This window comes from Rhodococcus sp. NPDC057529 (genome assembly GCF_042802055.1).
Classification (GTDB): Bacteria; Actinomycetota; Actinomycetes; order Mycobacteriales; family Mycobacteriaceae; genus Rhodococcus_F.
The window spans coordinates 293,440-315,768 of sequence record NZ_JBHVEY010000002.1 but is presented as its reverse complement, the minus strand read 5'-3'; the positions used below and the strand labels follow the sequence as shown (position 1 = coordinate 315,768).

Annotated in this window: 18 protein-coding genes and 1 pseudogene; 3 read left to right on the top strand and 16 right to left on the bottom strand. The window is 58.8% G+C overall.

The genetic code is table 11. The annotated features are described in order from the left end of the window. The first annotated feature begins 19 nt into the window (after positions 1–19). A complete protein-coding gene (locus ACFU5V_RS04595; RefSeq protein ID WP_378697227.1) occupies positions 20–2,866 on the top strand; it encodes a LuxR C-terminal-related transcriptional regulator in 2,847 nt (948 codons plus the stop codon). A gap of 451 nt (positions 2,867–3,317) precedes the next feature. Here the strand turns inward: ACFU5V_RS04595 and ACFU5V_RS04590 are convergent, their stop codons facing one another. Beyond that, positions 3,318–4,634: a DUF222 domain-containing protein gene (locus ACFU5V_RS04590; RefSeq protein ID WP_378697225.1), complete on the bottom strand. Its 1,317-nt coding sequence runs from the start codon at positions 4,632–4,634 to the stop codon at positions 3,318–3,320. An 87-nt stretch (positions 4,635–4,721) separates the two neighbouring features. Between ACFU5V_RS04590 and ACFU5V_RS04585 the strand changes: the two genes are divergently transcribed. Beyond that, positions 4,722–5,300 carry a cold-shock protein gene (locus ACFU5V_RS04585; RefSeq protein ID WP_378697223.1) on the top strand — a complete coding sequence of 193 codons (579 nt, stop codon included), beginning with the start codon at positions 4,722–4,724 and terminating at the stop codon, positions 5,298–5,300. 38 nt (positions 5,301–5,338) lie between these two features. Here ACFU5V_RS04585 and ACFU5V_RS04580 read toward each other — a convergent pair whose 3' ends face one another. The 15 genes from ACFU5V_RS04580 to ACFU5V_RS04510 form a co-directional block, all read right to left on the bottom strand. Further along, the gene (locus ACFU5V_RS04580; protein WP_378697590.1) at positions 5,339–5,872 is read right to left on the bottom strand and encodes a YdcF family protein; all 534 of its coding nucleotides are present in this window, start codon (positions 5,870–5,872) and stop codon (positions 5,339–5,341) included. 42 nt (positions 5,873–5,914) lie between these two features. Further along, entirely contained in the window at positions 5,915–6,793 is an 879-nt protein-coding gene (gene rfbA / locus ACFU5V_RS04575; protein ID WP_378697221.1) for a glucose-1-phosphate thymidylyltransferase RfbA, read from the bottom strand. 24 nt (positions 6,794–6,817) lie between these two features. Next, positions 6,818–7,438: a dTDP-4-dehydrorhamnose 3,5-epimerase family protein gene (locus ACFU5V_RS04570; RefSeq protein ID WP_378697219.1), complete on the bottom strand. Its 621-nt coding sequence runs from the start codon at positions 7,436–7,438 to the stop codon at positions 6,818–6,820. Continuing rightward, positions 7,435–8,430, bottom strand: coding sequence for a dTDP-glucose 4,6-dehydratase (gene rfbB / locus ACFU5V_RS04565; protein WP_378697217.1), 996 nt, complete (start codon positions 8,428–8,430; stop codon positions 7,435–7,437). Before rfbB ends, ACFU5V_RS04570 begins: the two co-directional genes overlap by 4 nt. After that, positions 8,430–9,755: a UDP-glucose dehydrogenase family protein gene (locus ACFU5V_RS04560; protein ID WP_378697215.1), complete on the bottom strand. Its 1,326-nt coding sequence runs from the start codon at positions 9,753–9,755 to the stop codon at positions 8,430–8,432. Before ACFU5V_RS04560 ends, rfbB begins: the two co-directional genes overlap by 1 nt. Before the next feature lie 131 nt (positions 9,756–9,886). Further along, positions 9,887–10,768 carry a glycosyltransferase family 2 protein gene (locus ACFU5V_RS04555; protein WP_378697213.1) on the bottom strand — a complete coding sequence of 294 codons (882 nt, stop codon included), beginning with the start codon at positions 10,766–10,768 and terminating at the stop codon, positions 9,887–9,889. Positions 10,769–10,865: 97 nt separating this feature from the next. Continuing rightward, the gene (locus tag ACFU5V_RS04550; RefSeq protein ID WP_378697211.1) at positions 10,866–12,116 is read right to left on the bottom strand and encodes a lipopolysaccharide biosynthesis protein; all 1,251 of its coding nucleotides are present in this window, start codon (positions 12,114–12,116) and stop codon (positions 10,866–10,868) included. Between the two features lie 43 nt (positions 12,117–12,159). Then, the gene (locus tag ACFU5V_RS04545) at positions 12,160–13,068 is read right to left on the bottom strand and encodes a glycosyltransferase (RefSeq protein ID WP_378697209.1); all 909 of its coding nucleotides are present in this window, start codon (positions 13,066–13,068) and stop codon (positions 12,160–12,162) included. Between the two features lie 107 nt (positions 13,069–13,175). Next, positions 13,176–13,613 carry a glycosyltransferase gene (locus tag ACFU5V_RS04540; protein ID WP_378697207.1) on the bottom strand — a complete coding sequence of 146 codons (438 nt, stop codon included), beginning with the start codon at positions 13,611–13,613 and terminating at the stop codon, positions 13,176–13,178. Positions 13,614–14,188: 575 nt separating this feature from the next. Further along, positions 14,189–15,316, bottom strand: coding sequence for a Coenzyme F420 hydrogenase/dehydrogenase, beta subunit C-terminal domain (locus ACFU5V_RS04535; protein WP_378697588.1), 1,128 nt, complete (start codon positions 15,314–15,316; stop codon positions 14,189–14,191). Positions 15,317–15,408: 92 nt separating this feature from the next. Next, positions 15,409–16,326, bottom strand: a complete 918-nt coding sequence (locus ACFU5V_RS04530) for a polysaccharide pyruvyl transferase family protein (RefSeq protein WP_378697205.1) — start codon at positions 16,324–16,326, stop codon at positions 15,409–15,411. A 161-nt stretch (positions 16,327–16,487) separates the two neighbouring features. After that, on the bottom strand, positions 16,488–18,083 hold the full coding sequence (locus ACFU5V_RS04525; protein ID WP_378697203.1) for an O-antigen ligase family protein: 1,596 nt from the start codon (positions 18,081–18,083) through the stop codon (positions 16,488–16,490). Positions 18,084–18,140: 57 nt separating this feature from the next. Further along, on the bottom strand, positions 18,141–19,250 hold the full coding sequence (locus tag ACFU5V_RS04520; RefSeq protein ID WP_378697201.1) for an acyltransferase family protein: 1,110 nt from the start codon (positions 19,248–19,250) through the stop codon (positions 18,141–18,143). Further along, the gene (locus ACFU5V_RS04515) at positions 19,243–19,635 is read right to left on the bottom strand and encodes an acyltransferase (protein WP_378697586.1); all 393 of its coding nucleotides are present in this window, start codon (positions 19,633–19,635) and stop codon (positions 19,243–19,245) included. Before ACFU5V_RS04515 ends, ACFU5V_RS04520 begins: the two co-directional genes overlap by 8 nt. 251 nt (positions 19,636–19,886) lie before the next feature. Then, on the bottom strand, positions 19,887–21,407 hold the full coding sequence (locus tag ACFU5V_RS04510) for a sugar transferase (RefSeq protein ID WP_378697199.1): 1,521 nt from the start codon (positions 21,405–21,407) through the stop codon (positions 19,887–19,889). A gap of 725 nt (positions 21,408–22,132) precedes the next feature. On the opposite strand from ACFU5V_RS04510, the pseudogene ACFU5V_RS04505 reads away from it, so the two are divergent. Continuing rightward, positions 22,133–22,329: pseudogene (locus ACFU5V_RS04505) on the top strand (hypothetical protein); the annotation flags it as partial.

The window sequence follows — 22,329 nt, the reverse complement described above, 5'->3', positions numbered from 1 at the left end:
GGAATCTAGAATCAGACCTATGGGTCCGGTGTGGCCTCTCGTTCAGCGGCAGGTCGAGTTCGATGCGATCACCGCGTCGCTCACGGCTCGGTCCGGGGGATGCGGTGTCGTCCTCACGGGCGATCCCGGCGTCGGCAAGACCACGCTCGCGCGGTTCGCGACCGAGTCATTGCCTCGAGAGGTGAAATGGGTGGCGGGCACCGAGTCGGCGCGGAGCATTCCGCTGGGAGTGTTCGCGCATCTGGTCGGAACGTCCACCTCCCGGGATCCGGTCGCGTTCCTGTCCGCGGCGCGGCAAGCGCTCCTCGACGACGGTCACAGTCACGACGTGGTGGTCGGCGTGGACGACGCTCATCTCCTCGATCAGCTGTCGGCGACGTTCCTCCACCAGCTCGCCCTCGACAAGGCTGTCCACATCGTCGCCACCGTCCGCAACGGTGAGACAGTCCCCGACGCGATCACGTCGTTGTGGAAGGACGGCCACCTGCTGCGAATCGAACTGGCGCCGTTCAGCCGGGATCAGAGCATCGAACTGATCGAGTCCGTGCTGGACGGTCCCCTCGAGGGGCTGAGCGCCGACATGATCTGGGAGGCGTCCGGTGGAAACGCGTTGTTCGTCCGGCACCTGGTGGAGGGTGCCCTCGAAGCCGGGACGCTGCGCCGCTCCGGTGGCGTCTGGCAGTTGCGGGGACGCGCCGCCATCACGTCCGAACTCGCATCCCTGCTGGAGCACCGGATCGATCAGATTCCCCACGACGTGTTGCAGGCGTTGCAGCTTCTCACGTTCTGCGAGCCGCTCGATCTGGACATCCTCGGTCAGCTGGCGGGCGAGGACGCGGTGGAAGAGGCCGAGCGACGCGGCCTCGTCAGGATCGTCGAGGACGGACGCCGGCTCGACGTCCGCTACACGCATCCACTGTTCGGTGAGGTGATCCGGCGACGGGTGGGCCGCGCGGCGGGGCGACGGCTCCGCGGACAGCTCGTGGAGGCGCTGAGCAGTCGCGCCGTGGTCGGGTCGTCGAATCGGATTCGGCTGGCAGAGTTGGCCCTCGACAGCGATCGGTCGGTCGAACCCGCCCTGCTGGTCGACGCCGCCGAGGATGCCATCGGCTTGGCGAATGTTCCTCTGGGGGAACGGCTCGCCCGCGCGGCACTCGACCAGACCGGCAGCTTCGAGGCGGCCGACCTCCTGGCCCGAGCTCTGTTGTGGCAGGGACACGCCACCGAGGCGGAATCGTTGCTGCGCTCCTTCTCGCCCGAGAGCCTGGACCAGGTGCAACTGGTGCGCTGGGGCACGTCGCGGATCGCGAACCTGTTCTGGGCGAGCGGCGAGTCGGAGAAGGCCGACGAAGTCCTCGCGGTACTCCGCGCGAAGGTGACGCACCCCAGTCTCGTGCCGATCATCGAGGGAATCGGCTCGGTGTGCGCGGTGTTCGAGAATCGGCCCGAGGAAGCGGCGGCAGCAGCGATGGCGATACTGGCCGCCGATCGGGTGTTGCCGTGGGCGGTCGAGTGGGCATTCTTCGGTGGCGGACTGTCGCTGGCCTTGATGGGACGCGGCGACCGGGTGCCCGAGCTGGCAGCGCGCAGCGCGGCGGTGGCCGATCAGATCGACGGGCTTCTGCGGTTCCCGGCCGCACACGGTGAGATCCTCGCGTTGACGCTCACCGGACAGTTCGCCGCGGCGCAACGCCGGGCCGAGGAGTACCTCTCGTTGGCGTCGAGCGGCCGATACGTTGCGTGGGGGCTTGCGAACATCCTGGTCGGGACCGTGGAGCTCGCCCGTGGTCGGTTCACCGACGCCGCGGGCCGACTCGAACAGGCAATCGCTGCTCTCAACGTGGGCGATACCGCCGACGCCATCTCGTGGAGCTTCCCCGCCTACATCGTCCTCGGTCAGGCATATGCGGAACTCGGTCGCATCCACGAGGCGGACGGGATCATCACCGCCGCGCAGGCCCGGAACGGCCGGCACGTTGCCGTGTTCGGGCCACAACTCATGATGTCGCAGGCGTGGCTCGCCGCGGCACGGGGTGAAACGTCCCGGGCAGTCGAGCTGTCTCGTTCCGCGGCCGAGTCGGCGTGCACAGCCGGTCAATTCGGCATCGAGGCGGTCGCGCTGCACCATGCCACCCGGTTCGGTGACACGACCACGGCCACTCGCCTCGCCGAGTTGGCCGATATCTGCGACGGCCGGCTCGTCGACATCGTTGCGCGGCATGCGGCGGCTGTTGCTGCCGGGAAGGGCTGCGAGGTGGTGACGGCGGCAGCCGAGTTCGAGAGGATCGGCGCCTTGCCGGATGCCGCCGACGCGTACGCTCGGGCGGCAATCGCGTTCACGCATGCCGGCGACAAGCGGCGTTCCATCGAGTGCGCTGCCGCGGCCGAAGCCCTGTCGGCCCGCTGCGACCACATGTCGTCTCCCGCTCTGGTGGAGGCCGCACATCCTCTCCCCCTCACGAGTCGTGAGCGTGAGGTGGGGTCGATGGTTGCGGCCGGTTTGTCGAACCGCCAGATCGCCGATCGGTTGTTCGTGTCGGTGCGGACGGTGGAGGGGCATATCTACCGTGCGTGCATCAAACTCGATGTCGCGGATCGAAACGGTCTCGCGCAGGCGATGGGGACGACGGTTCACGCCGACCGAACCACCGGAACCGTGCGCACCTGGTGCAACGAAGAGGGCTGGGGCGTGATCGATTCGGACGCAACCCCTGGTGGCGCTTGGGCGCGTTTCAGCAGCATCGTCGGCTCGGGCTGTCGTTCGCTGACGCCAGGACGGAACGTGACATTCGAGCCCGAGATGGTGGTCGGCGGAACGCAGGACGGCTACCGCTACCGCGCTCTGAACGTGCGGAAGGTGACGTAGAGCTGCTCGACCAGTGCTTTCGTCCCAAGGATCGAGAGCTCGGCAGTGTTCGTGGACCATTGCTTGGTCGTACCGGACCGGTAGTGAGACGGAGAGGCACTCCCAGTGGCGACGATGACGTGATGCTCCCCCGGGACCGGCCACATTACGAGTCACCACCCGGTTCGGTGACACGGATGCTGCCTCTCGTCTCGCCGAAGTGGCTGACATCTGCGACGGCCATTTTGCCGAGAGTGCGGCCTGGCTTGACGACTCAGGGTTGTCGGGCGATGGGTGCGATGTGGCAGCGGCGGAGTTCGAGGGAGTTGGCGACTGGCCCGCTGCCGTGGATGCCTGCACCGATGAGGATGACGGTCCGGTGGCACGGCCCGCACTCCGGGCATGACGACATGCCGGCTCGGCAACAGGAATTGTCCTGTTGCGGAGTCGGCGATCTGTGGGGCGCGTCGGGTCAGGACGCTCGGGGCCGCGCTCTGTTGTGCGCGGGTATCGGTTTCCGGTCCCAGTCGACTTGCCGGGGTGGGATGAATGTGGGGTGCCGGTCGGCTCCCATTTCTATTTCCCAGTCGCTGTGGTGCATGAGCCGGTGATGAAATTGGCAGAGCAGTACCAGATTGCCCATGTCGGAGGGTCCCCCGTCGGACCAGTGGATGATGTGGTGGCCTTCGCACCATGATGGCGGCGCTCCGCATCCGGGGAATGCGCATCCTCGATCTCTCGCCACCAACGCTTTTCGCTGTCTCTTGGTGATTGTTCGGGTGGAGATGCCGAGGTCGAGGGGCGATCCGTTCTCGTCGAGCACGATGGGCGTGTAGATCGAATCGCAGCTGAGGAGCCGGGCTGCTTTGATGCTCAGTGGCCCCATCCATTCGGTCCAGGCCACGCCGTCGACGGCGAAGAGTTGCCCTTCGGGCACCGGCGCACCGTTCTGTTCTCGCGCGCTGCAGTCGGTGTGGTCGGCGAGGTCTTTGATGTTGACGTGGAGGGAGACGTGTGGCCGTTCGCCGCCTTCTTCGCCGGCGATGCCGGAATCGAGGTAGCGGCGCAGCAGTTCGGTGAACCCGTCGGCCCGGCGTTGTCCGGGGGTGCGTTCGTCTTTGGTTCCGTCTTGTGCGGGTCGTGGCTTGGACAGGCCGGACAGTGCCGAGAGCAGCATTTCGCCGGTCACGGCGTCCAGGTCGCCCTTGACTGCGATGCGCCCGTTGAGGGTTTTGGAGGCGTGGAATTCGTTGCGTTCGGTGTCTTCACTGGGCGGCGGGTCATCGGATTCGAAGACGCGCTCCAGTCGGGCGATCACCGCACGCACCGCGTCGGTGTTCGCGGTCGGACCGGTGGCGGCGTACAGCAACGCGTTACGGCAGTCGTCCATCGCCTCATCAGGCATGCCTTTGGGTGGCCGTTCGCAGAATTTCATGATCAGCGCAGTATGTTCTGCCGAAATGTTGGTGCCGAAGAATTGATCCGCGATCTCCGGTTGGTACCGCAATCCCCGGCCCAGCATCACGATTCGACCTGCTGCACCGACCTCGAGCAATGTCTTGGAGGCCAGCCACATCTTGGCGTTCGGAAATCCCAGCACATCGACGTGGCAGCGGTGGTCGACGGCACCGACCAGCTTGACGCGCAGCGCCTCGAGCCGCTGGATCTCCTCCGAGACCCGCACCACCGAGTCGAGTAGCTCCGCCTCGGCCAGACGCCACGCATCACCCACCGCGGTTGCCAGAATCTCGTCCGACAATGCCCCCTGGATATCCTCCCCGATCCCCATGTTCGAATTGTAGTTCGAACACACTTTCGAGTCAATGGTCGGTGAATCCTTGCCCGCGAGCACGGCGCGTCGCGCGACAATGACTGCATGGCAACTACCGGGGTCGTCCGTAGCTGGAACGTCGAGGAGATGCAGGGCATCATCGATTCCGACGAGACTCCGGGCGGGTGCTGGACGTTGTTCCAGAGTGTGGCGGTCGAGGGCTTCCCCGCGCTACGCGAGGGCCAGCAGGTGGAGTTCGAGTGGAACGCGCTCGACAACCCAGTGAACGGCTGCAACTTCGCCACGATTCGCGCGTGGCCCGCGGGCAGCGAGCCGTACGTCGCGCCACCGTCGGACGGCCCCTACTCGTCCCGATTGTGGATCACATTTCCCGACGGCACGGCGAGAGAGATCACCGAAGCGGATCTACCTCCCGCACCCCCGCGGATTCACGCAGACCGCACTACCGGAATCGTGCGCACCTGGAGCGACGAAGAGGGCTGGGGTGTGATCGATTCCGACGCCACTCCCGGTGGCGCGTGGGCACACTTCAGCTACTTCGAGGGCCCGGGCTTTCGTTTCCTGACCCCGGGGCACAAGGTGACGTTCGAGCCCGAGACGATGGTCGGCGGAACGCAGGACGGTTACCGCTACCGCGCACTGGATGTTCGGAAGGTGGAGTAGAGCAGCTGTCCGCGCCCCTCACCACGGAGAGCGAGAATTCAGCTGCGCCCCTGGAAGAACGCCTTGACGAATCCGAACGTCTGATAGAGGTAGATGCACTCCCAGTGGGCGACGCTGAAGTCGTAGTCACGCGGGACCGGCCGCATGACAATCTCGCCGTCGAAGCACTGGGAGAAGATGTACCGCGCACGCGGCAGGTGGTATCGCCAGCTGATCACCATGACGCTTGTCCACCCGTGCTGGGCGGCGAGATCCCGTGTGAACAGGGCCTCACCTCGCGTCGTACTCGGTTGCGGCCGGACGCAGGTAACGGTAAACGCCGGGTCCCGAGTAGCACAGAATTCAGCCATTCCTCGCTCCCTCGGCCCATACGGGTTCGAGAGCACCACGTTCGTCGAGATACTCTGCCGCGCAAGATCGATGCCGTACTCCTCGCGACCGTCGCGCTCACCACCGAGTACGATGATGGCATCGACGGGCCTGATCGAATCGGCTCGCGCCGTGGCGTAGATGAAATGTCCACCCGCGCCCAACCCGACCGCGCCCACACCAGCAGCCCCGAGCACACACATGGCGAAAAGCACTAGTCGTCTCATGGCCAATCTCCGCTTCTCTCAGTGAGACTCCCGACAGAATTCGAGCAGCTGTAGCAGATAGTCTCCATATCCCGACTTCGCCAATTGATTAGCCCGGTCCCTCAACTCGTCGTCGGTAATGAATCCTCGACGCCAGGCAACTTCTTCGGGCGCCCCGATCTTCAATCCTTGCCGCTGTTCGATGGTACGTACGTAGTTCGACGCTTCGAGGAGTGAATCGAACGTACCTGTGTCGAGCCACGCGGTTCCTCGCGGCAGGACCTCAACGTTTAGACGCCCCGCCTCAAGGTAGGCCCGGTTTACATCGGTGATCTCGTACTCGCCGCGGTCGGACGGCTGGAGTCCTTTCGCGATCTCGACGACATCGTTGTCGTAGAAATAGAGACCCGGGACAGCATAGTTCGACTTCGGAGTCGACGGCTTCTCTTCGAGGGAGAGCGCCCGACCGCAGTCGTCGAACTGGACGACCCCGTAGGCGGACGGGTCGGCAACCCAATAGGCGAAAATCGATCCGCCGTCGAGATCCTCAAACCTGCCCAGCTGATGTCCGAGACCAGCTCCGTAGAAGATGTTGTCGCCGAGTACGAGTGCTACCGAATCGGTTCCTACGTGCTCCGCACCGAGAACGAAAGCCTGCGCAAGCCCGCTCGGTTGATGCTGCACCGTGTAGGTGAGGTTGACACCGAATTGGGAACCGTCACCAAGCAACCGCTGGAACTGGTCAGCATCATGCGGCGTCGTGATAATCAGTATGTCGCGAATGCCAGCAAGCATCAGGGTTGTCAGCGGGTAGTAGATCATCGGCTTGTCGTACACGGGCACGAGTTGCTTGCTGATGCCGATGGTGATCGGGTGAAGGCGGGTCCCCGAACCGCCCGCCAGGATGATGCCCTTCATACGGAGATCCATACTCCTAGTTCTTCAGTCGAGACCATTGATCCACTCCCTCACATCGAGGTACTGAGGAAGCAGACCGGACGCGCTAGCTTCGGCAAGAGAGGGGGCTGCGGTGTCCTTCTCGGACAGGATCAGTTCAAGGGGCTCCCCTGATCGCGACGTCGTCGGCGAGTCGATACCCAGCTGTGGGTCGAGCGGGTTAATGCCGTGCTCGCGGCCGGGCGAATATCCCTCCGAACACAGGTACACCACCGCAGACCCGTCCTCCAGTGAGAGGAACGCATGACCCAGACCTTCGGAAATGTAGATTGCGCGTCGGTCGACATCGTCGAGTAGTACCGAATCCCATGAACCGAAGGTCGGTGAACCCACGCGTATGTCGACTACCACATCGAGTACAGATCCTCGGATGCACGTGACGTACTTCGCCTGTCCAGGTGGTACATCCGCGAAATGGATGCCGCGCAGAACGCCGGACGCCGACACTGAACAGTTTGCCTGAGCAAGATTCAGCGACTGCCCAACGGCCCCGACGAAGGTGGGATCCTTGAACCACTCGACGAATACACCTCTGTCATCGCCGAACTGCGTCGGGGTGATCTCCCACGAGCCGGCAACCTCGAGCTGTCGGAATTCCACTGTCATGCTCCCTGGACGTGATAGCGCAATTCGACGGCGCCCTTAATGTTCTCCCACCAAGTCTGATTTTCTCGATACCAGTCGATGGTGGCCCGAAGACCTGAACGGAAGTCGTTGTAGCGTGGCTGCCAGCCGAGCTCATTGCGCAGCGCCGATGAATCGATGGCGTATCTGAGGTCGTGTCCGGCCCTATCTGCAACGTGGTCGAAATCCTCGGGGTCCTTGTCCATCAGTTCTAGGATCATGCGAACAACGGACAGGTTGTCGAGTTCTCCGTCGGCGCCAATGAGGTAAGTACGACCGATTTCGCCCGACTCGAGGATCCTCCAGACGGCTGCGTTGTGGTCTTCAACGTGGATCCAGTCTCGAACGTTCTTTCCCACGCCGTAGAGCTTGGGACGCACCCCGGTCAAGATGTTCGTGATCTGGCGAGGGATGAACTTTTCGATGTGCTGGTAAGGGCCGTAGTTATTCGAACAGTTCGACAACGTCGCGCGCACACCAAACGATCGCACCCAAGCGCGCACGAGCATGTCCGACGCAGCCTTTGTAGCAGAGTAGGGGCTCGACGGATTGTACGGCGTGTGTTCGGTGAACCTGGTGGGATCGTTCAACTCGAGGTCGCCGTATACCTCGTCAGTCGAAACGTGGTGGTAGCGCACGTCGTGTTCTCGCACAGCCTGGAGCAGTGTGTAAGTACCGATGATATTCGTTTGGAGAAACGGCGATGGATCCGCGAGTGAGTTGTCGTTGTGGGATTCAGCTGCGAAGTGCACAACGGCATCTGCATGAGCGACGAGACTGTCGACGAGATCGGCGTCGGCGATATCGCCTTCGACAAAGTCGATCGAATCGTTGATCGTGGAGAGCGAACGCCGTGAACCCGCGTATGTCAGCGAGTCAAGCACGGTTACTCGAACCCCTGGCCGATCGCGTACGACGGCGTGTACGAAGTTCGATCCGATAAACCCCGCACCGCCGGTTACCAGCATCTGCATCACGGACGTCCGAGACCGCGATACATCCAGCCTGCATCGCGCCACTGCTGCGGGTCGAGGCAGTTGCGTCCGTCGATGAGTACCTTCTTCCGCACCACCGCTTCCAGGTCTGCGGGCTGAAGCTTCTCAAACTCAGGCCATTCGGTCAGCACCAGGACAACGTCAGCCCCTTCGCACGCATCCAACGCGGTGTCCGAGTATCCGAGCGTAGGGAACAGCGCCCGCGAGTTGTCCATCGCCTTCGGGTCGTACACGTTGACCGCGGCGCCCTGAAGCTGAATCTGACCGGCGACATTCAGGGCAGGGGAATCGCGCACATCGTCAGAGTCCGGCTTAAATGCCGCGCCCAATACAGCGACCCTGGCGCCCAAGAGTGAACCGCATGCCTCGCGCGCGAGTTCCACCATGCGGGTTCGACGACGCATGTTGATGTTGTCGACTTCACGGAGGAACGTGAGCGCTTGGTCGGCACCCAGCTCACCGGCCCGCGCCATAAATGCCCGGATGTCTTTCGGCAGGCAGCCACCACCGAAGCCAAGACCTGCGTTGAGGAAGCGCCGACCGATTCGAGCGTCATGGCCGATTGCGTCGGCCAAAACCGTGACGTCCGCACCAGACGCTTCACACACTTCTGCAATCGCATTGATGAACGAAATCTTCGTGGCCAGGAATGCGTTCGCTGAGGCCTTCACAAGTTCAGCCGTGGCGAGATCCGAGACCAGGAACGGTATGCCCTCGTCCAGAAGCTTCGCGTAAACCTCGCGGGCGACCGACTCAGCCCGCCCGGGTCGACCACGATCCACTCCGAGGACGAGACGATCCGGGTGCAACGTGTCTTGAACAGCGAAGCCTTCACGCAGGAACTCGGGATTCCAAGCTACTTCGATGGCATCTCCGGCCGGAGACAGTTCCCGAGCGCGCGTGGCCAAACGCTCGGCAGTACCAACTGGAACTGTCGACTTACCGAAAATCACCGCCGGACCGGTAAGAAGCGGTGCGAGGGTTTCGATAACAGCATCGACGAACTTGAGATCGGCGGCGAACTCCCCCTTCTTCTGTGGGGTACCAACTCCGAGGAAGTGTATGTCGGCAAACTCGGCCGCCTCCTCGTACGAGGACGTGAAGCGAAGCCGGCCGGCGGCGATGTTTCGCCGCAGGACTTCCTCGAGTCCCGGCTCGTAAAAGGGCACCTCGCCGGCTTCGAGCTTGGCGAGCTTTGCCGCGTCGACATCGACGCCGAGCACCTCGTGTCCCAGTTCAGCCATGCATGCCGCATGTGTCGCACCGAGGTAACCAGTGCCGAACACTGCAATTCTCACATTCATTCGCAAGACTCTCCGATCTATACCCAAAGAACTATCGTCAGAATGACGCCGACCTGGTCGAAATTACGACCGGAGCGTCGACAAGACCGCAATGGATTCATCTGTTCACTACCACTCATGTGCGAATACCGTCAACTATGCGCGCCAACAACCTGAGCACCGCGGCGTCGAATTGCATAACGCGCACCGCTCGCAATTCCACGCACGGCCGAGACCACCTTTTCAGTCCGCCCAACAGGCTCACGACCCGCTCGCACCAAAATTCGAAATGCCTCAAACAACGCACTGCGTGACCATAAACAACAAACACCGGAAGAATCCGCCAACACCACCATGCGATTTCGTTCCATATAATAGTAGTAAAGAGCACTCTTTCCGCGTGTGCTTGTGGTAGCTCCGACTTCATGCCAAATCATGGCCGCAGGGTCAACCACCATTCTCATACCCAGTTCGCCAGCACGTAGGCATAAATCAGCATCTTCCCAATACATAAAAAGGTCGGCACGGAATCCGCCCAGCCTCCACCAAGCGGATACAGAAATCATGACTGCCGCCGCAGTCAAGAAATCGCACTCGACCACCAACTCTGGACGATAACTCCAGTGGCTAGTACGCCCCCTTCGAATGTCAATATCGCCACCGCCAAACCAGATCTCGTCGTCGACTCCGGTACAGATCACGGGTGACGCCATGTCAGCGCCATACTCATCGAGTGCCCGGGCCAATCGCACGGCGACGTCCGAGGTCGCGATAGTGTCCGGATTCAGAATCCATATGCGACCATCAGCGTCGGGGTTCAGCAGGTCAACACCAGCGTTAACTGCGGCGCCAAAGCCGACGTTGCTGGGCATCGCAACTGCACGAATACCATTCCCTTCCACAACACGCATTAGATTCCGAAACTCGCCGGAATCGACAGAGTTATCAACTACAACGGCATCGCCAAATGTTGAGCAATCCAACGACTCTAATAAGCGTGCCACCATGCCGTGAGAGAAGTAGTTAACAATCACGAGAAATATTCTATTTTGCATTTAGAAAACCTCCGCTCTCACTTTGAGTACGGACCTTCCATATCCTGCACGCTGCAAGATTTTAAAACTAAACATATTACCGTCCGAAGAGTACCGAGAATGACGACCTTAGATGGCTAAGTCTGGGAATCCATAGACCGATGCCCACTCTCAAGAAAACCGACGCCGTAACCGATGTCGCAACGAATCCAATCACTGAAGCAAGCGCTGCACCCATTAGCCCAAGGGGCGGGCTTAGAAGTAGGAGCGCGACGAGACCAACGATAAATCCTGAGAAATGCACAATACTCGCCCTGCCCGGCTGGTTTCGTGCAACGAGACCAGATGTCATCACGTAATTGCAGATGACAAACACGCCACCCACTGCTAAGACGATCGTGGCCGGGATGGCAGACCTAAACTCTCTTCCGAACGCCCACGGAATAACAAAAGGGGAAAGCGCGGAAACACCAAGAGCCGACAGTATCGCCAGCCAAACCGCCGACCTCAAAGACTTATCAACGCTCTTGCGACGATCTGCTTCCGATCCAGTGGCCATACCCTTAAACCCTGCGGCGCCGACAGCATGCCCGATCGGAGCCGGAGCTAGTGCGATATTTACCGCCACAGCATAGTTTCCGAGGGCTGCACCTCCGATCAGAGGCAACAGGAGGAGCTGGTTTAGACGATAGGAAGCAATCTCCGATATTTGCGCGCCAGAGGCGCGCCAAGCTTCTCCAACTAAGGGGCGCCAACTGACGCGATTCCCAAACCACGGAATAAGCACAATTCGTGATGTCATCAAATATGACACGCCAACAGACACCACATAGCTTGAAATAACGGCAGTGACCGAAAGTCTGCTCGAAATGAACAGTCCAAGTATCAAAACGAAGTACGCTGCCGGCTGACTCAACGTGACCAACAGTATTCGAAGATACTTCTGCTCTACGACCAGAAGACTAATTTGACAGTTTCGCGTGACGACGAGCGGAGTTAGCGCTAAGCCAACCACGAACCACACCCCTGCATGTTCAGGAAGGTCAGAAAGAAGTGTCGCATACAGCAGGAACGCGAAGCCAACTCCTGGCACGATGGTTAGCAAGGAGAGCAATCGTGCGCTGCGAATGACAGCATGCGATTGGGCATCAAGGGAGCATCTCCTTCGAACAGCCCAGGGCAGTCCGAATGCAAGTCCGATCGGAAGGATCATCAACGCCGTCGTGGCTGCCGCTACCAACCCCCGCCCTTCGGCCCCAATAGCACGAGCGATCAGCGGAGACGTGACAAGCGCCAAAGCGGCTGACAGTAGCCGCGCAATAACCAGACCAGCTGGCGAGCGGATCAAGGTTGAGATTCTGCCTCTACTAATCGACGGCGCGACCTTCGTTTCATGCGTTGCCATTAATACCCGCTAGTACGGTCAGCGCCTCACGCTGCTCAGTCGAACGGTGCGCGAGTACCGTTGCGGCACTATCAATCAGGCGGCTTGAGTGCTGAAGCATCTCCCGGATAGCTGAAGCGATATCCACACCTTCGGACAAGGTATACACTGCGGAATCGCCGTAAAACTGTCTCAGTGTTGCAAAGTCGGACGTTACATGCGGCTTGCCCGCGAGCATAGCCTCGTAACCTGCGCGTTGCATCGTAAAGTCGCGTACAGTTAACGCAAGCACCCCTGAACAACTCGCAAGAAGTTCCCAGTACTCAGTATTTGACACATATCCGCTGAAGTCAATATTGTGCGGCGCGCGATCCCTGATCCAACTCGGCGCATTCCCGGTGAAAATGAATCGAACGTCCGGCAGCAAGCCCGCGGCTTCGATTATGCTTTCAATCGGTTCATCGTTCGCATATGCAAGCGGGCACAGAATTATCGGGGAATTTACTTTTTGCCGAGGCCTGTCCTCAATATCGGCATATTCCGGCTTCTTCAATACATCATGTAGAACGATCGCGTCGACACCTCGTCGGGCGCAGATTTCCGCCAGGGCACCGTTGGTAACAATAGCGCGACCTCCCCGGAGCAACCACAGACCGAGTCCGGACATCCATTTCCACTTAGGGTTGAGGAAGAATCCGGTGTGCAGATCACCAACGACTGACATACGCGACTGCCCAGCGGCGAGAACACAAAGCAGGGCAGGAAGGGGAGGAAGCATAACGACTACCTGGGAATATTTGCCGTTTCGAATTACACTCCAGGTGCGCATTGCTTGGACTAGATAGCGAAATGGCGCAGGCAACTTTCGCTCTGTATAGATGAACTCGCAGCGGTATTTCAATTCCGATGCGAGCATCGCCGATCTTCCGTGATATTTCACCCAGCTAACCACTATGCCATTTGACAACTTCAACCCTCCCGGGGATATTACGTACGCCGCTCAGATTCTAGAATTTCGGCACGCTATTTGACTTCCTTGACCTTATACCCAGAACTCGCAACCAAAAGGGAAGCGGTGATTTCGCTCGGACTTGCAACTGCACCAATATCTCTCTGACGAATTACCGAAGCAATCTGCAGTTGGTGATCGTCCACATGTTCTGCACGCGATTGAATCCGCGGCACAACGACGGGGTGAATCCCCATTTCGAGCAGTCGCAAAATGGTGCCCACACCCGAGTGAGTCACAACCACACCCGCATCTCTCGCCGCAGCGTCAAACTCTGCGCTAGACATTTCAGCGAAAACTCGTCCGGGAAGGTTAGTTCTAGCCGTGCAACCCAGTTGCCAGACTGTGCTGTCGTTCGCCAGGCCGGATTCCAAAATCGCATCGACAAGTGAATCAAATCGGTATGGCTTAATTGTTCCAAGAGTTACGAAAAGCGTTGGTTCAACGTTCACTGTTCTTGGAAAACGTGAAAATTGATCCAGAATTGTACCGCGGTAAGACCAACGCCCGCCGGCCCAAGATTCGTACTGACACGAGACATCGATCGCCCTATTCTTTGCAACAATTGCACCGCTCAGCGAAGGGCCTCGAACCCGCGAAACACTCTCAATGTAAAAGCTTGGAACTCTATGCCAGCGCGACACGTATAGCCCAGGTACAGCCAGCGCCGCCCCCGTGCTAACAGCGGCAACAAATCGTTCAGAGTTCCACTGGATCCGGCGCATAAGCTCCCACACGGCCGCTGCGGATTTACGCACTGATCTCGGTGGAATATACGGGACATAAAGCGCCCTCCTACCCTCCAAGAGGGATCGACTCTGAGGGCTATCAAAGGTGACCCATAACGAATCGTCAGCACTTCCAATCCGTCCCGACCACTTAACTAATTGCGCTAGGTGTCCACCAGTGGAAGCGATCAGCAGGTGACGACCAGGACTAATCTTCCTTCGTTCGTCCTCCGACGCCACAGAACTGCTGGTTTGCCGTGGGAGGCTGTAACTGTCCGGGTAGTCACCACGAATTTGGCTCACCGCTCGCTCCGTCGCATCTTGCGCGCCCGAATGAACGTCCCCGGGATGGCTCGCAATGTTGACATAGGCGACGTCCGGGCCGCGTTAAATATTCCAAAACCAGAGTAACGAGGGACTCGATTCCTCGCGATTGATGACCCGATCATCCTACCCACCAGCGTTTCCCTTCTCTTTCGCTGGAGCGGCTGTATCTGAGCAACATCGTCCAAGTTCGCTGGACGTACTTCGATAATATTCGCCGCTATCGCCCGCCGAACGATTGCTTCACCTCGCGCGGTGCGCGCGATCAACACACTCACACCTTGCTTGTCGCCAAAATCTGGAAATCCAGACTCGTCCGCCTCCCAAAAATCGCCCGCCGCAATATCGGCGCTCTCACCGACACCATCCGGGCAAATCTTGCAACGCCACTGGGTTGTAGGTCCGAGGCAACGACCCCAAGAATCGTTGTACCCGGCGCCAGCCTTGTTCCCATTCTTATCCTCGGCATAGAAATCTCCGGGCCAACCGTGGCCCCGATAGCGGAGCGCCACTAATCTGGCATTTTCATCGAACCCGAGGTCCTTAAGAAGACCTTCTGTCGCGAGCTGACTTGGAGTTCCGGCGCAGAAGAATGAGAATAGAATTGGACGTGAATCCTTGCCGCGCAATTCGTGCAACTGTCGAATAGCCGACACCTCGCAGGGCTTGCCGACTATTCCGGTGTCTGCACCTGCATCGAGATCACAGCAACTTGCTGTTGAGACTGGTGCGTACCGGGAACCCGATGCCGCAAGGGCCTCCTCTCTAGAGGTAATTGTCACAGACACCGTCCTTCGCGGGTCCACCGCAGCTGATGCCGCCGTAGACGTCCGGAAATCTCCAGATTCGATCAACCACGCGATGAGGGCAGTTAGGGCACCACCACTGCTCGCTGTATATCGAATCTCGGGATCAGTCGCCCAGGCCTCCCACGCAGCAACAACTGGTCCCAGATAGGGGTGCCTCACTGCAGCATCTGAGTCCCGGCCGACCACACGCCGGCCAGGACACGCCCCTGCAAATTCAGCGACTTGATGCTCGTCAGAAGAGTCGATCGCCCCCTTCCAGACTGGCCGTAAGTACCCGCCACCATTCAATTCCATCGTCACTTGTGAACTCAACTGCGCACATAGACCGCATCCCGAGCAGTTTCCGTTCGCAACAACGGACGAAATCTCGGACGCAAGGTTCGATCTCACGAGAGAACCAGCTCCTTCAGCGCCCGGGTACCCTCGTCCAGTAGCCCATCTGCTCGCCTCCGTAGCGAGTCGAGTTCAGACTTGAGACCAGGAGAGCTTTCGACACGGTCCCTAACCTGGCCGACATAACAGGAGTCACCGCGTAAGTCGACTGTATGGTGCCAGCCAAGATCCTCAAGCAATGGGGCGAATTTGCGCGAATACGCTAGTGGTATAGCCGGCGTGCCAACTGACAGCGCATTCAAGCATGCGTGCATTCTTGCACCGATTACTAAGTCAGCACTCGCCACGAACCCACGCACTTCACTCAATTCGCGAGGTATAAACGCGTCGACCTGGTGACTGAGTTCCGACTGCAGATCCTTTACCGCCGGAACATCATTATCTAGCCCATCCGAATCGAGCACGTGTGCGAACAATGTAATCTCTCGACCTGAATCCAGCAGTGACCTACACAATCTGACGAGTGAATTTCTGTATACGCGACGATCTATATGCGGATTCTCGTTCCAAAGGAGTCCTGATACGTTAATCGCGATATCGTACTTCTTTTCCATAAGCGGCACGGGCAGAGCAAACACTACGTCCGTAGATTGAATGACCGCGGGAAGGCCAAACTCGTTGCAGTACTCGGAACTTTGTGAATCGCGAGCGAGAATTATATCTGCTCGTCTGGCCGCGAAGCGCCCCAAGGAGCGCCCTGCAAAGCTTTCGAACGGGCCGATTGTTTGTGGCCCCATTGCCAGCGTCACTCCGTTGGACACGGCTATCCTCGCAAGAGAATTCATCATCGCAAGGCGGCGCAGGCCATAGATATCGCTGAAGCTATCACCCCAACGCATGTCGAGGACTAAATCAAACTCGCTGATCCAGTCGCCAATCTTTGAGTTATGAGGAAGCAACTCCTTCAGCAAGGTTCGCTCCCGCAGATTGAAGGGTGCCGAACCGTTCCCGAAGCTTTGAAATTCGACTTCCGACTCCTGCCAACAACGCCGAATCATCGCCTCGGCACCTTGCGCGAGAGCCCGAACGCCCAAATTTCGCGAGTATTCGTCTGCCCATAACACGAGTGCCCTCATGCGGTCCCCGCCCTCCCAATAACTTCAGTACCATCGCGGTACCCAATGGCACCACGCTTATCCCGCGCGCTCGTCTTGTCTGTGAGCAAAATGTGCGATATCCCTCGTTCTCCTGGAGGCCCCGATAGGCCGAAGTATGGAAACTTCGCGGCGTATACCGCAATTGCGACGAGTCCACCCAAGACCGGCGCGCCTTCCGTGGAGAATAGGGTCGGCGCAACATACATAGCTGGGCACAGTGCTAGCAGAACCAGAATTGCATCACGGCCTATGCTCTCACGATTAACTTGAGTTTTCGACCACACTCGGACGAATAATCCGATCCACATCACCAATATGAGAAGCGCCAATGGCATGCCAATCTTCACCGGAATCCAGAGGAACGAATTATGAATATAGGTAAGGCCATATGAGCCACTGAACACCTCACCTATTGCGTAACTACGGTAGGGGCTTCCAAATCCGGTACCCAGCCAGAACCGTGACGCAATCGAGCTCATAGCCATTTGTAGTTCGGTATCGCGCCATTCGGCACTGGATTCAACATTTATGACCGACGGATCAAGACCTTCGACAACACGAGTACGAAAGGTCGCGGAGACGTTTTCGATTAGCGAATTGAAACGCTCCGACAGCGTCGCAACCAAAACACCTGCTAACGTAATCGATCCAGAACTCACAGCCACCAGCTTGGTTCCGCAGAGAATTGCACTCGTGTATCGGGCCGCAAATATCGTCGCGACGACCAGGGCGGCGATTACTGTTACAAGATGGTTTCGCGAGAAGGTCAAGAGCAACGCCACGGAACAACTAATAAGTACTGCGTAGTTACCGAATCCGACCCTAGCCGCTGGCCTGCGGCAAAAATAGATGATGTAAAAGCACAGAACTGCGACGAGCATCCGTCCACTTGATAGAAGCTGACGTGACAGATCGCTCTCGCCCGAACTCCCTAGCCCATACAGCGAAGCCGCCGTGAACCGACCGCTAATCCATCCTCCGAGGCCAGCAACGCCCAGTATCGCTGCAACGGCCGACCAAAGCACTATCAGCTTGACAGCGCGGGGCCCCAGCCTTAATAGGTTAGCCTGATCGAATCTGAGCGAGAACAACACCATGACGATTACACAGACAAAGATGAGTGGCCCGCGAACGTCTCTAAAAGCCGCGCCCAGTTCTCCACCGTTAAGTACACCCACAAGCGTGAACAACACAATTGCGGCTAAGAAGACCAGGATCCATTGAGTTCCATTTCGCCACACTTTTGTAACGTATCCAACACAGAGAAGCGTGCCGGTCACCCCAAATATTTCGGGAAGGTAGACGGTTCCGAGTGGTGTGCTAACACCTTTCGGAAAGGCTTCCGGCATCGGGGCTAACGCGAATAGTACAAGACCGAACAGCATGGCGAGGTTTAGCCGGGTCGCCATTCGTGATGGACAGACGTCCTTTGCGTGCGACTGGACGTCGGAGGATCGGTCAACGGTTTGTTTCAACGCCTTCGCCAATGCTTGTCTATCGAAAACGCATTCATCTGCGGTGACGGGTGCAGCGCGATTCCATACTTGATATTTGCAAGCAGTGCGTCCCACCACTTGCTACTAACGTAAGCGTCGACGACTTTCACCATTACCTGAATCATTTCCTGCTCAACCAACTCGGTAAGAGATTCGGGAGTCCAGATCAAACGGTCTCTTGAGGGCATCTCGTTTATCCAGCTCGCGCTTCCTGGCACGTATCGGTTTTTCAACTAAATGCCAACTGGCGACCGCAAATGGCAAAGTGAGCGTTAATGCGAAGATGAAAAACAGCACCGGGCTACGATAGGGAAATCCAAGGCACAGAATCAGCTGTTGCACGGGAAAGCTATACAGAAATATCCCATAGGAGTAGTCGTTGCGCCGGATGAATTTTGCGTTCTTCATGTGCACCGCGAGCCAGAAGACTAGATAGGCGAGCGACGGGGCTGCAGACAATCGATAGTCAGGTAGCCACACCCCGATAAGTATCCCCAAGCATGAAATTACTGAAAGTCGCCAGTCGACTTTTATCTTGTCGGAGTACGCCCACAATGCGGCACCAACGGAGAACATGAGTCCGAAACGTGACGCTTCGTGAAAATTGTTACTTGGCGACAGTTCAGTCACCGAGTTCAAAAGGACTAGCACCCAGAATGCGGCCGCCAGCGAAAGGATTAATAGCCGTTTTCGCACGACTCCGGTAATTCCTATAATAAGTAGGCCAACGTATGCCGCGACCTCCCACTTCAGCATCCAGATTGATCCGTTCCACGCACCCGGGAACGGCACATTGTTCGGGGTACCGTCAATGTCATAGAAGAAAACCCATGTCGTAGAGTTCTGCACGACATATCGCCACGCTGAATGCTCGCCACGAAAAAGGGCGATGACATCACCTCCTGCAACCTGAGTCGCAATGGGTGCGATCACAAAGGCTGTGACGATCAGATTGACCCAGAAGGCCGGGAGTAACCGATACGCTCGCGCGCGCAAATATGTTCGAACAGTGGGGTTTCTGTTCCAGGTGCGCAACACAAGAAATCCACTGATCGCAAAGAATGCGTCCACACGAAAACTGCCAACGACTTCCCTTAGCCCCTCGGGCGATATATCGTGACCAGTAAGTGGAAAACTATGCCAGAGCACAACCGTAGAGGCGAGGAGTAGGCGGATTGTACTAAGACCATTATGCCGACCATCGAATGACTCATACAGGCTAATCTTCTTTCGGTTACCCATCGAGATCCCTGATCTTCCTGGCCGGAGTGCCCGCATACATTGCGTTGGCCTCAATATCGTCAGTTACGATCGCGCCGGCAGCAATTACTGAACCGCTCGCTATTCGGACACCCGGTAGTATGACAGCCCTGGCACCGATCCAAACTCCGTCGCCAATCGACACTGGTTTCACCAGGGCCCTTCCCGCGCGTTTCTGCGGGTCCCCAAGTTCGTGGGTGCTAGTGACAAACAGAACACCCATTCCAACGTCACAATTCCTGCCGATTGAGACGGGCGCTGAAGTATTGAACATGCAGCCATAATTTATGAATGTATTAGCACCTATTGATACTCGCTTGCTGCCAAACCACACTCCTGGTGATATCCGGCATTTCTCGAGCCTCATCCCGTATGCACTGAGCGCCCTCCAGCGAAACGGCATCGGAAAAAGAGGAGATGATACGACAGTATTTAGGATGATATCTCGTGTAAGGTTGGGCCAAAGTTTGGCTACAATGGTCATCTCTATCGTGATTCCTGTCGTGAACACCGGTGGACGCGGTTGAATCCGCTGGTGTCTTCTGATTCGGCGCGAGAGTTGCGCTGTTCAACTGATGCCGTGACCGGCCGTGAGTTCGATGAGGGATCCGCTGAGCATCAATATGCTCCGTCGCCTGCCGCCACCGCCCTCAGTGTCTTCCCGATAATGAGCAAGTCCCCCATCATCGACCAGTTCTCCACATATGAGAGGTCCAACCGCACAGTCTCTTCCCATGACAGGTCGGACCGCCCACTCACCTGCCACAGCCCGGTGACACCGGGTTTCACGAGCAGCCGGCGCCGCACAGTGCCGTCGTAGGCTTCGACCTCACGTCGCAGCGGTGGACGCGGGCCGACAACACTCATCTCGCGGCGAAGGACGTTGATGAACTGAGGCAACTCGTCGATGCTGAACTTGCGCATGAAACGTCCCACCTTCGTAACCCGCGGGTCCTCACGCATCTTGAACAGAACGCCGGCACCTTCGTTCGCCTTCATTAGCGAGGACACCTGCTTGTCGGCGTCCACCACCATGCTGCGGAACTTGAGCATCGGGAACGGCTTGCCGTCCAAGCCCATCCGCTCCGACTTGTAGAAGACGGGCCCTTTGCTGGTCAGCTTGATCGCGATTGCGACCGCCAACAAAACCGGGCTTATCAGGATCAATGCGAGTGTCGCGAAGACGAAGTCGAATGACAGCTTCGAGAACCGCTGCGCACCGTGGTACTGGGGCTTCTCCACATGGATCAGTGGAAGGCCGGCAACGGGCCGCATCGAGAGCCGGGGGCCCGAGACGTCCATCATCCCGGGGGCGACGACGAGGTCAACGTGGTGCGGTTCCAGAGCCCACGCCAAGTCGCGCATACCGTCGTGGCCGAGATGCTCGGTCGCCGTTACAGCCACTGTGTCTGCCCGGCAGAACTCCAGCGACTCCACCACGTCCTGCTCGTCTCCGAGTACTGGAATTTCCCGCCCGTTCACGGTGATCTTGTCGCCATATTTGCCCGTATGCCCTGGTATGCACACTCCGACAACTTGGTAGCCGTCGGCAGTGCCGCGGGCAAAGGATTCGGCGAGATTGCGCACCGAGCGCTCCCCACCGACCACCAACACGGATGTCTGGAACTCACCCCTCGACCGCTTCCGTGCAACCACCTTGCGCCACACCCAGCGGTTCACCATTAGGGCAACCAAGCCCACCGGGAACGCGATGGCCAGATATAGGCGTGCCAGGTCGAGCCGGAAAAGGAGAGCAAGGATCGCAATGAACCCGAAAAGACGCACCGTCGACACGAAGATCCGGCGGTACTCGTCGGGACCACTACCGATGACCCGGATCGTGCGGGTCCGGAAGATCACCAACGTCACCAGCCACGCGACCACCAGCAGGGCCGAAACGAGTGTGTAGCTCAGGTCGTGCAGGGTTTGGCCGGTGGTCAGAACACCACTGTCGCCGAAGCGGATCCACTGGGCCAACGCGACAGCAGCGATCACCACCAGGGTGTCGGAGATCAGGAGGCGCCGGATGTAGGCCGCCTGCCACTCTCGACGACTCCCGAGTCGTCCCGTCTCCGAAGAAACCGTTGTTGCGCCCGGCGTACCCGATGCGGGGCCGAGCGGAACATCGAATGCGGTCACATTCGTTGCCTTCCACCTGAGAACCAATAAGCCGGCAAGCGCTTCTGTCTTCCGACTGTTGGCGGTGAATGACGACCGCCCCCCTGTATTGCTGCCGGGATGATGATCGCACCTTCAACCTTCTTCGTTACAACTGGAGTGGTGAGAGTCACAGTCGCGAGATCCCAACCGCGAGAACAGGTTCCTGTGCAGGTCACGGCCCTGTACACCGATTGAATGACACTGCGTACACCACACTGGGCGCCGCAGATAGGGTCTTAAGTCCTGGCGTATCGAGAAAGGTTCCGGTATTTTCCCGCGAATCCTACTCGAGGGTCAGATCAGGATGGCGCTCTGCGCGCTGCCTTCAGACGCCTACCGTTGGCGGTCCGCTGTCATTTGCGTGAATGACCCTGCGGGACCGCCGCATAGGCGATCGGATTGGCCGCTCTACGATCGGCGCTGAACCATCACGATCAAAGGGAGAGTGTTCACGTGGACAGAGACAGTATTTGGAATACCCCTTGGGGAATGCTTTTCTCGTTCGGCTCGGAACTGGTGCACGCACTGAATTTCGGCAGCGTCAATGCGTAACTGAGAAATGCCCGCCCTCCGACGTGGAGGGCGGGCACAGCGAGAAACGTTTGACGAGGTCTGTATTCCTCCCGGTTGCCGTATTGGGCCAATCCGTCGCTCTGTGACCGAATTCCAGATAGACGACCCGAGCCAGTGGCACGATTGACGCCGTGACCAACCGCCCGCTCGAGGATGCTCTCCACCGCAGCCGCCTGCGCCGTCTGCGCGCGGCGTGGCGGAGGAAGCTGGATCCGAGTGAGCAGTCGGCGGTGGTGTCGTGGGCGGCGTTCACGGCGACGTTCGCGGGGGTGCGGGCGTTGACGCACTGGATCAGGCGCGGGCACGGGCCGACGGGCGGTGGGTTGAG

Bases quoted from the DNA above. Each gene is read 5' to 3' on its own strand.
- ACFU5V_RS04520 (WP_378697201.1), bottom strand. From the start codon at position 19,250: ATGGGTAACCGAAAGAAGATTAGCCTGTATGAGTCATTCGATGGTCGG.
- ACFU5V_RS04545 (WP_378697209.1), bottom strand. From the start codon at position 13,068: ATGCTCGCATCGGAATTGAAATACCGCTGCGAGTTCATCTATACAGAG.
- ACFU5V_RS04590 (WP_378697225.1), bottom strand. From the start codon at position 4,634: ATGGGGATCGGGGAGGATATCCAGGGGGCATTGTCGGACGAGATTCTG.
- rfbA (WP_378697221.1), bottom strand. From the start codon at position 6,793: ATGAAGGGCATCATCCTGGCGGGCGGTTCGGGGACCCGCCTTCACCCG.
- ACFU5V_RS04535 (WP_378697588.1), bottom strand. From the start codon at position 15,316: ATGGAATTGAATGGTGGCGGGTACTTACGGCCAGTCTGGAAGGGGGCG.
- ACFU5V_RS04595 (WP_378697227.1), top strand. From the start codon at position 20: ATGGGTCCGGTGTGGCCTCTCGTTCAGCGGCAGGTCGAGTTCGATGCG.
- ACFU5V_RS04570 (WP_378697219.1), bottom strand. From the start codon at position 7,438: ATGACAGTGGAATTCCGACAGCTCGAGGTTGCCGGCTCGTGGGAGATC.
- ACFU5V_RS04585 (WP_378697223.1), top strand. From the start codon at position 4,722: ATGGCAACTACCGGGGTCGTCCGTAGCTGGAACGTCGAGGAGATGCAG.
- ACFU5V_RS04515 (WP_378697586.1), bottom strand. From the start codon at position 19,635: ATGAGGCTCGAGAAATGCCGGATATCACCAGGAGTGTGGTTTGGCAGC.
- rfbB (WP_378697217.1), bottom strand. From the start codon at position 8,430: ATGCAGATGCTGGTAACCGGCGGTGCGGGGTTTATCGGATCGAACTTC.
- ACFU5V_RS04580 (WP_378697590.1), bottom strand. From the start codon at position 5,872: ATGTGTGTGCTCGGGGCTGCTGGTGTGGGCGCGGTCGGGTTGGGCGCG.
- ACFU5V_RS04560 (WP_378697215.1), bottom strand. From the start codon at position 9,755: ATGAATGTGAGAATTGCAGTGTTCGGCACTGGTTACCTCGGTGCGACA.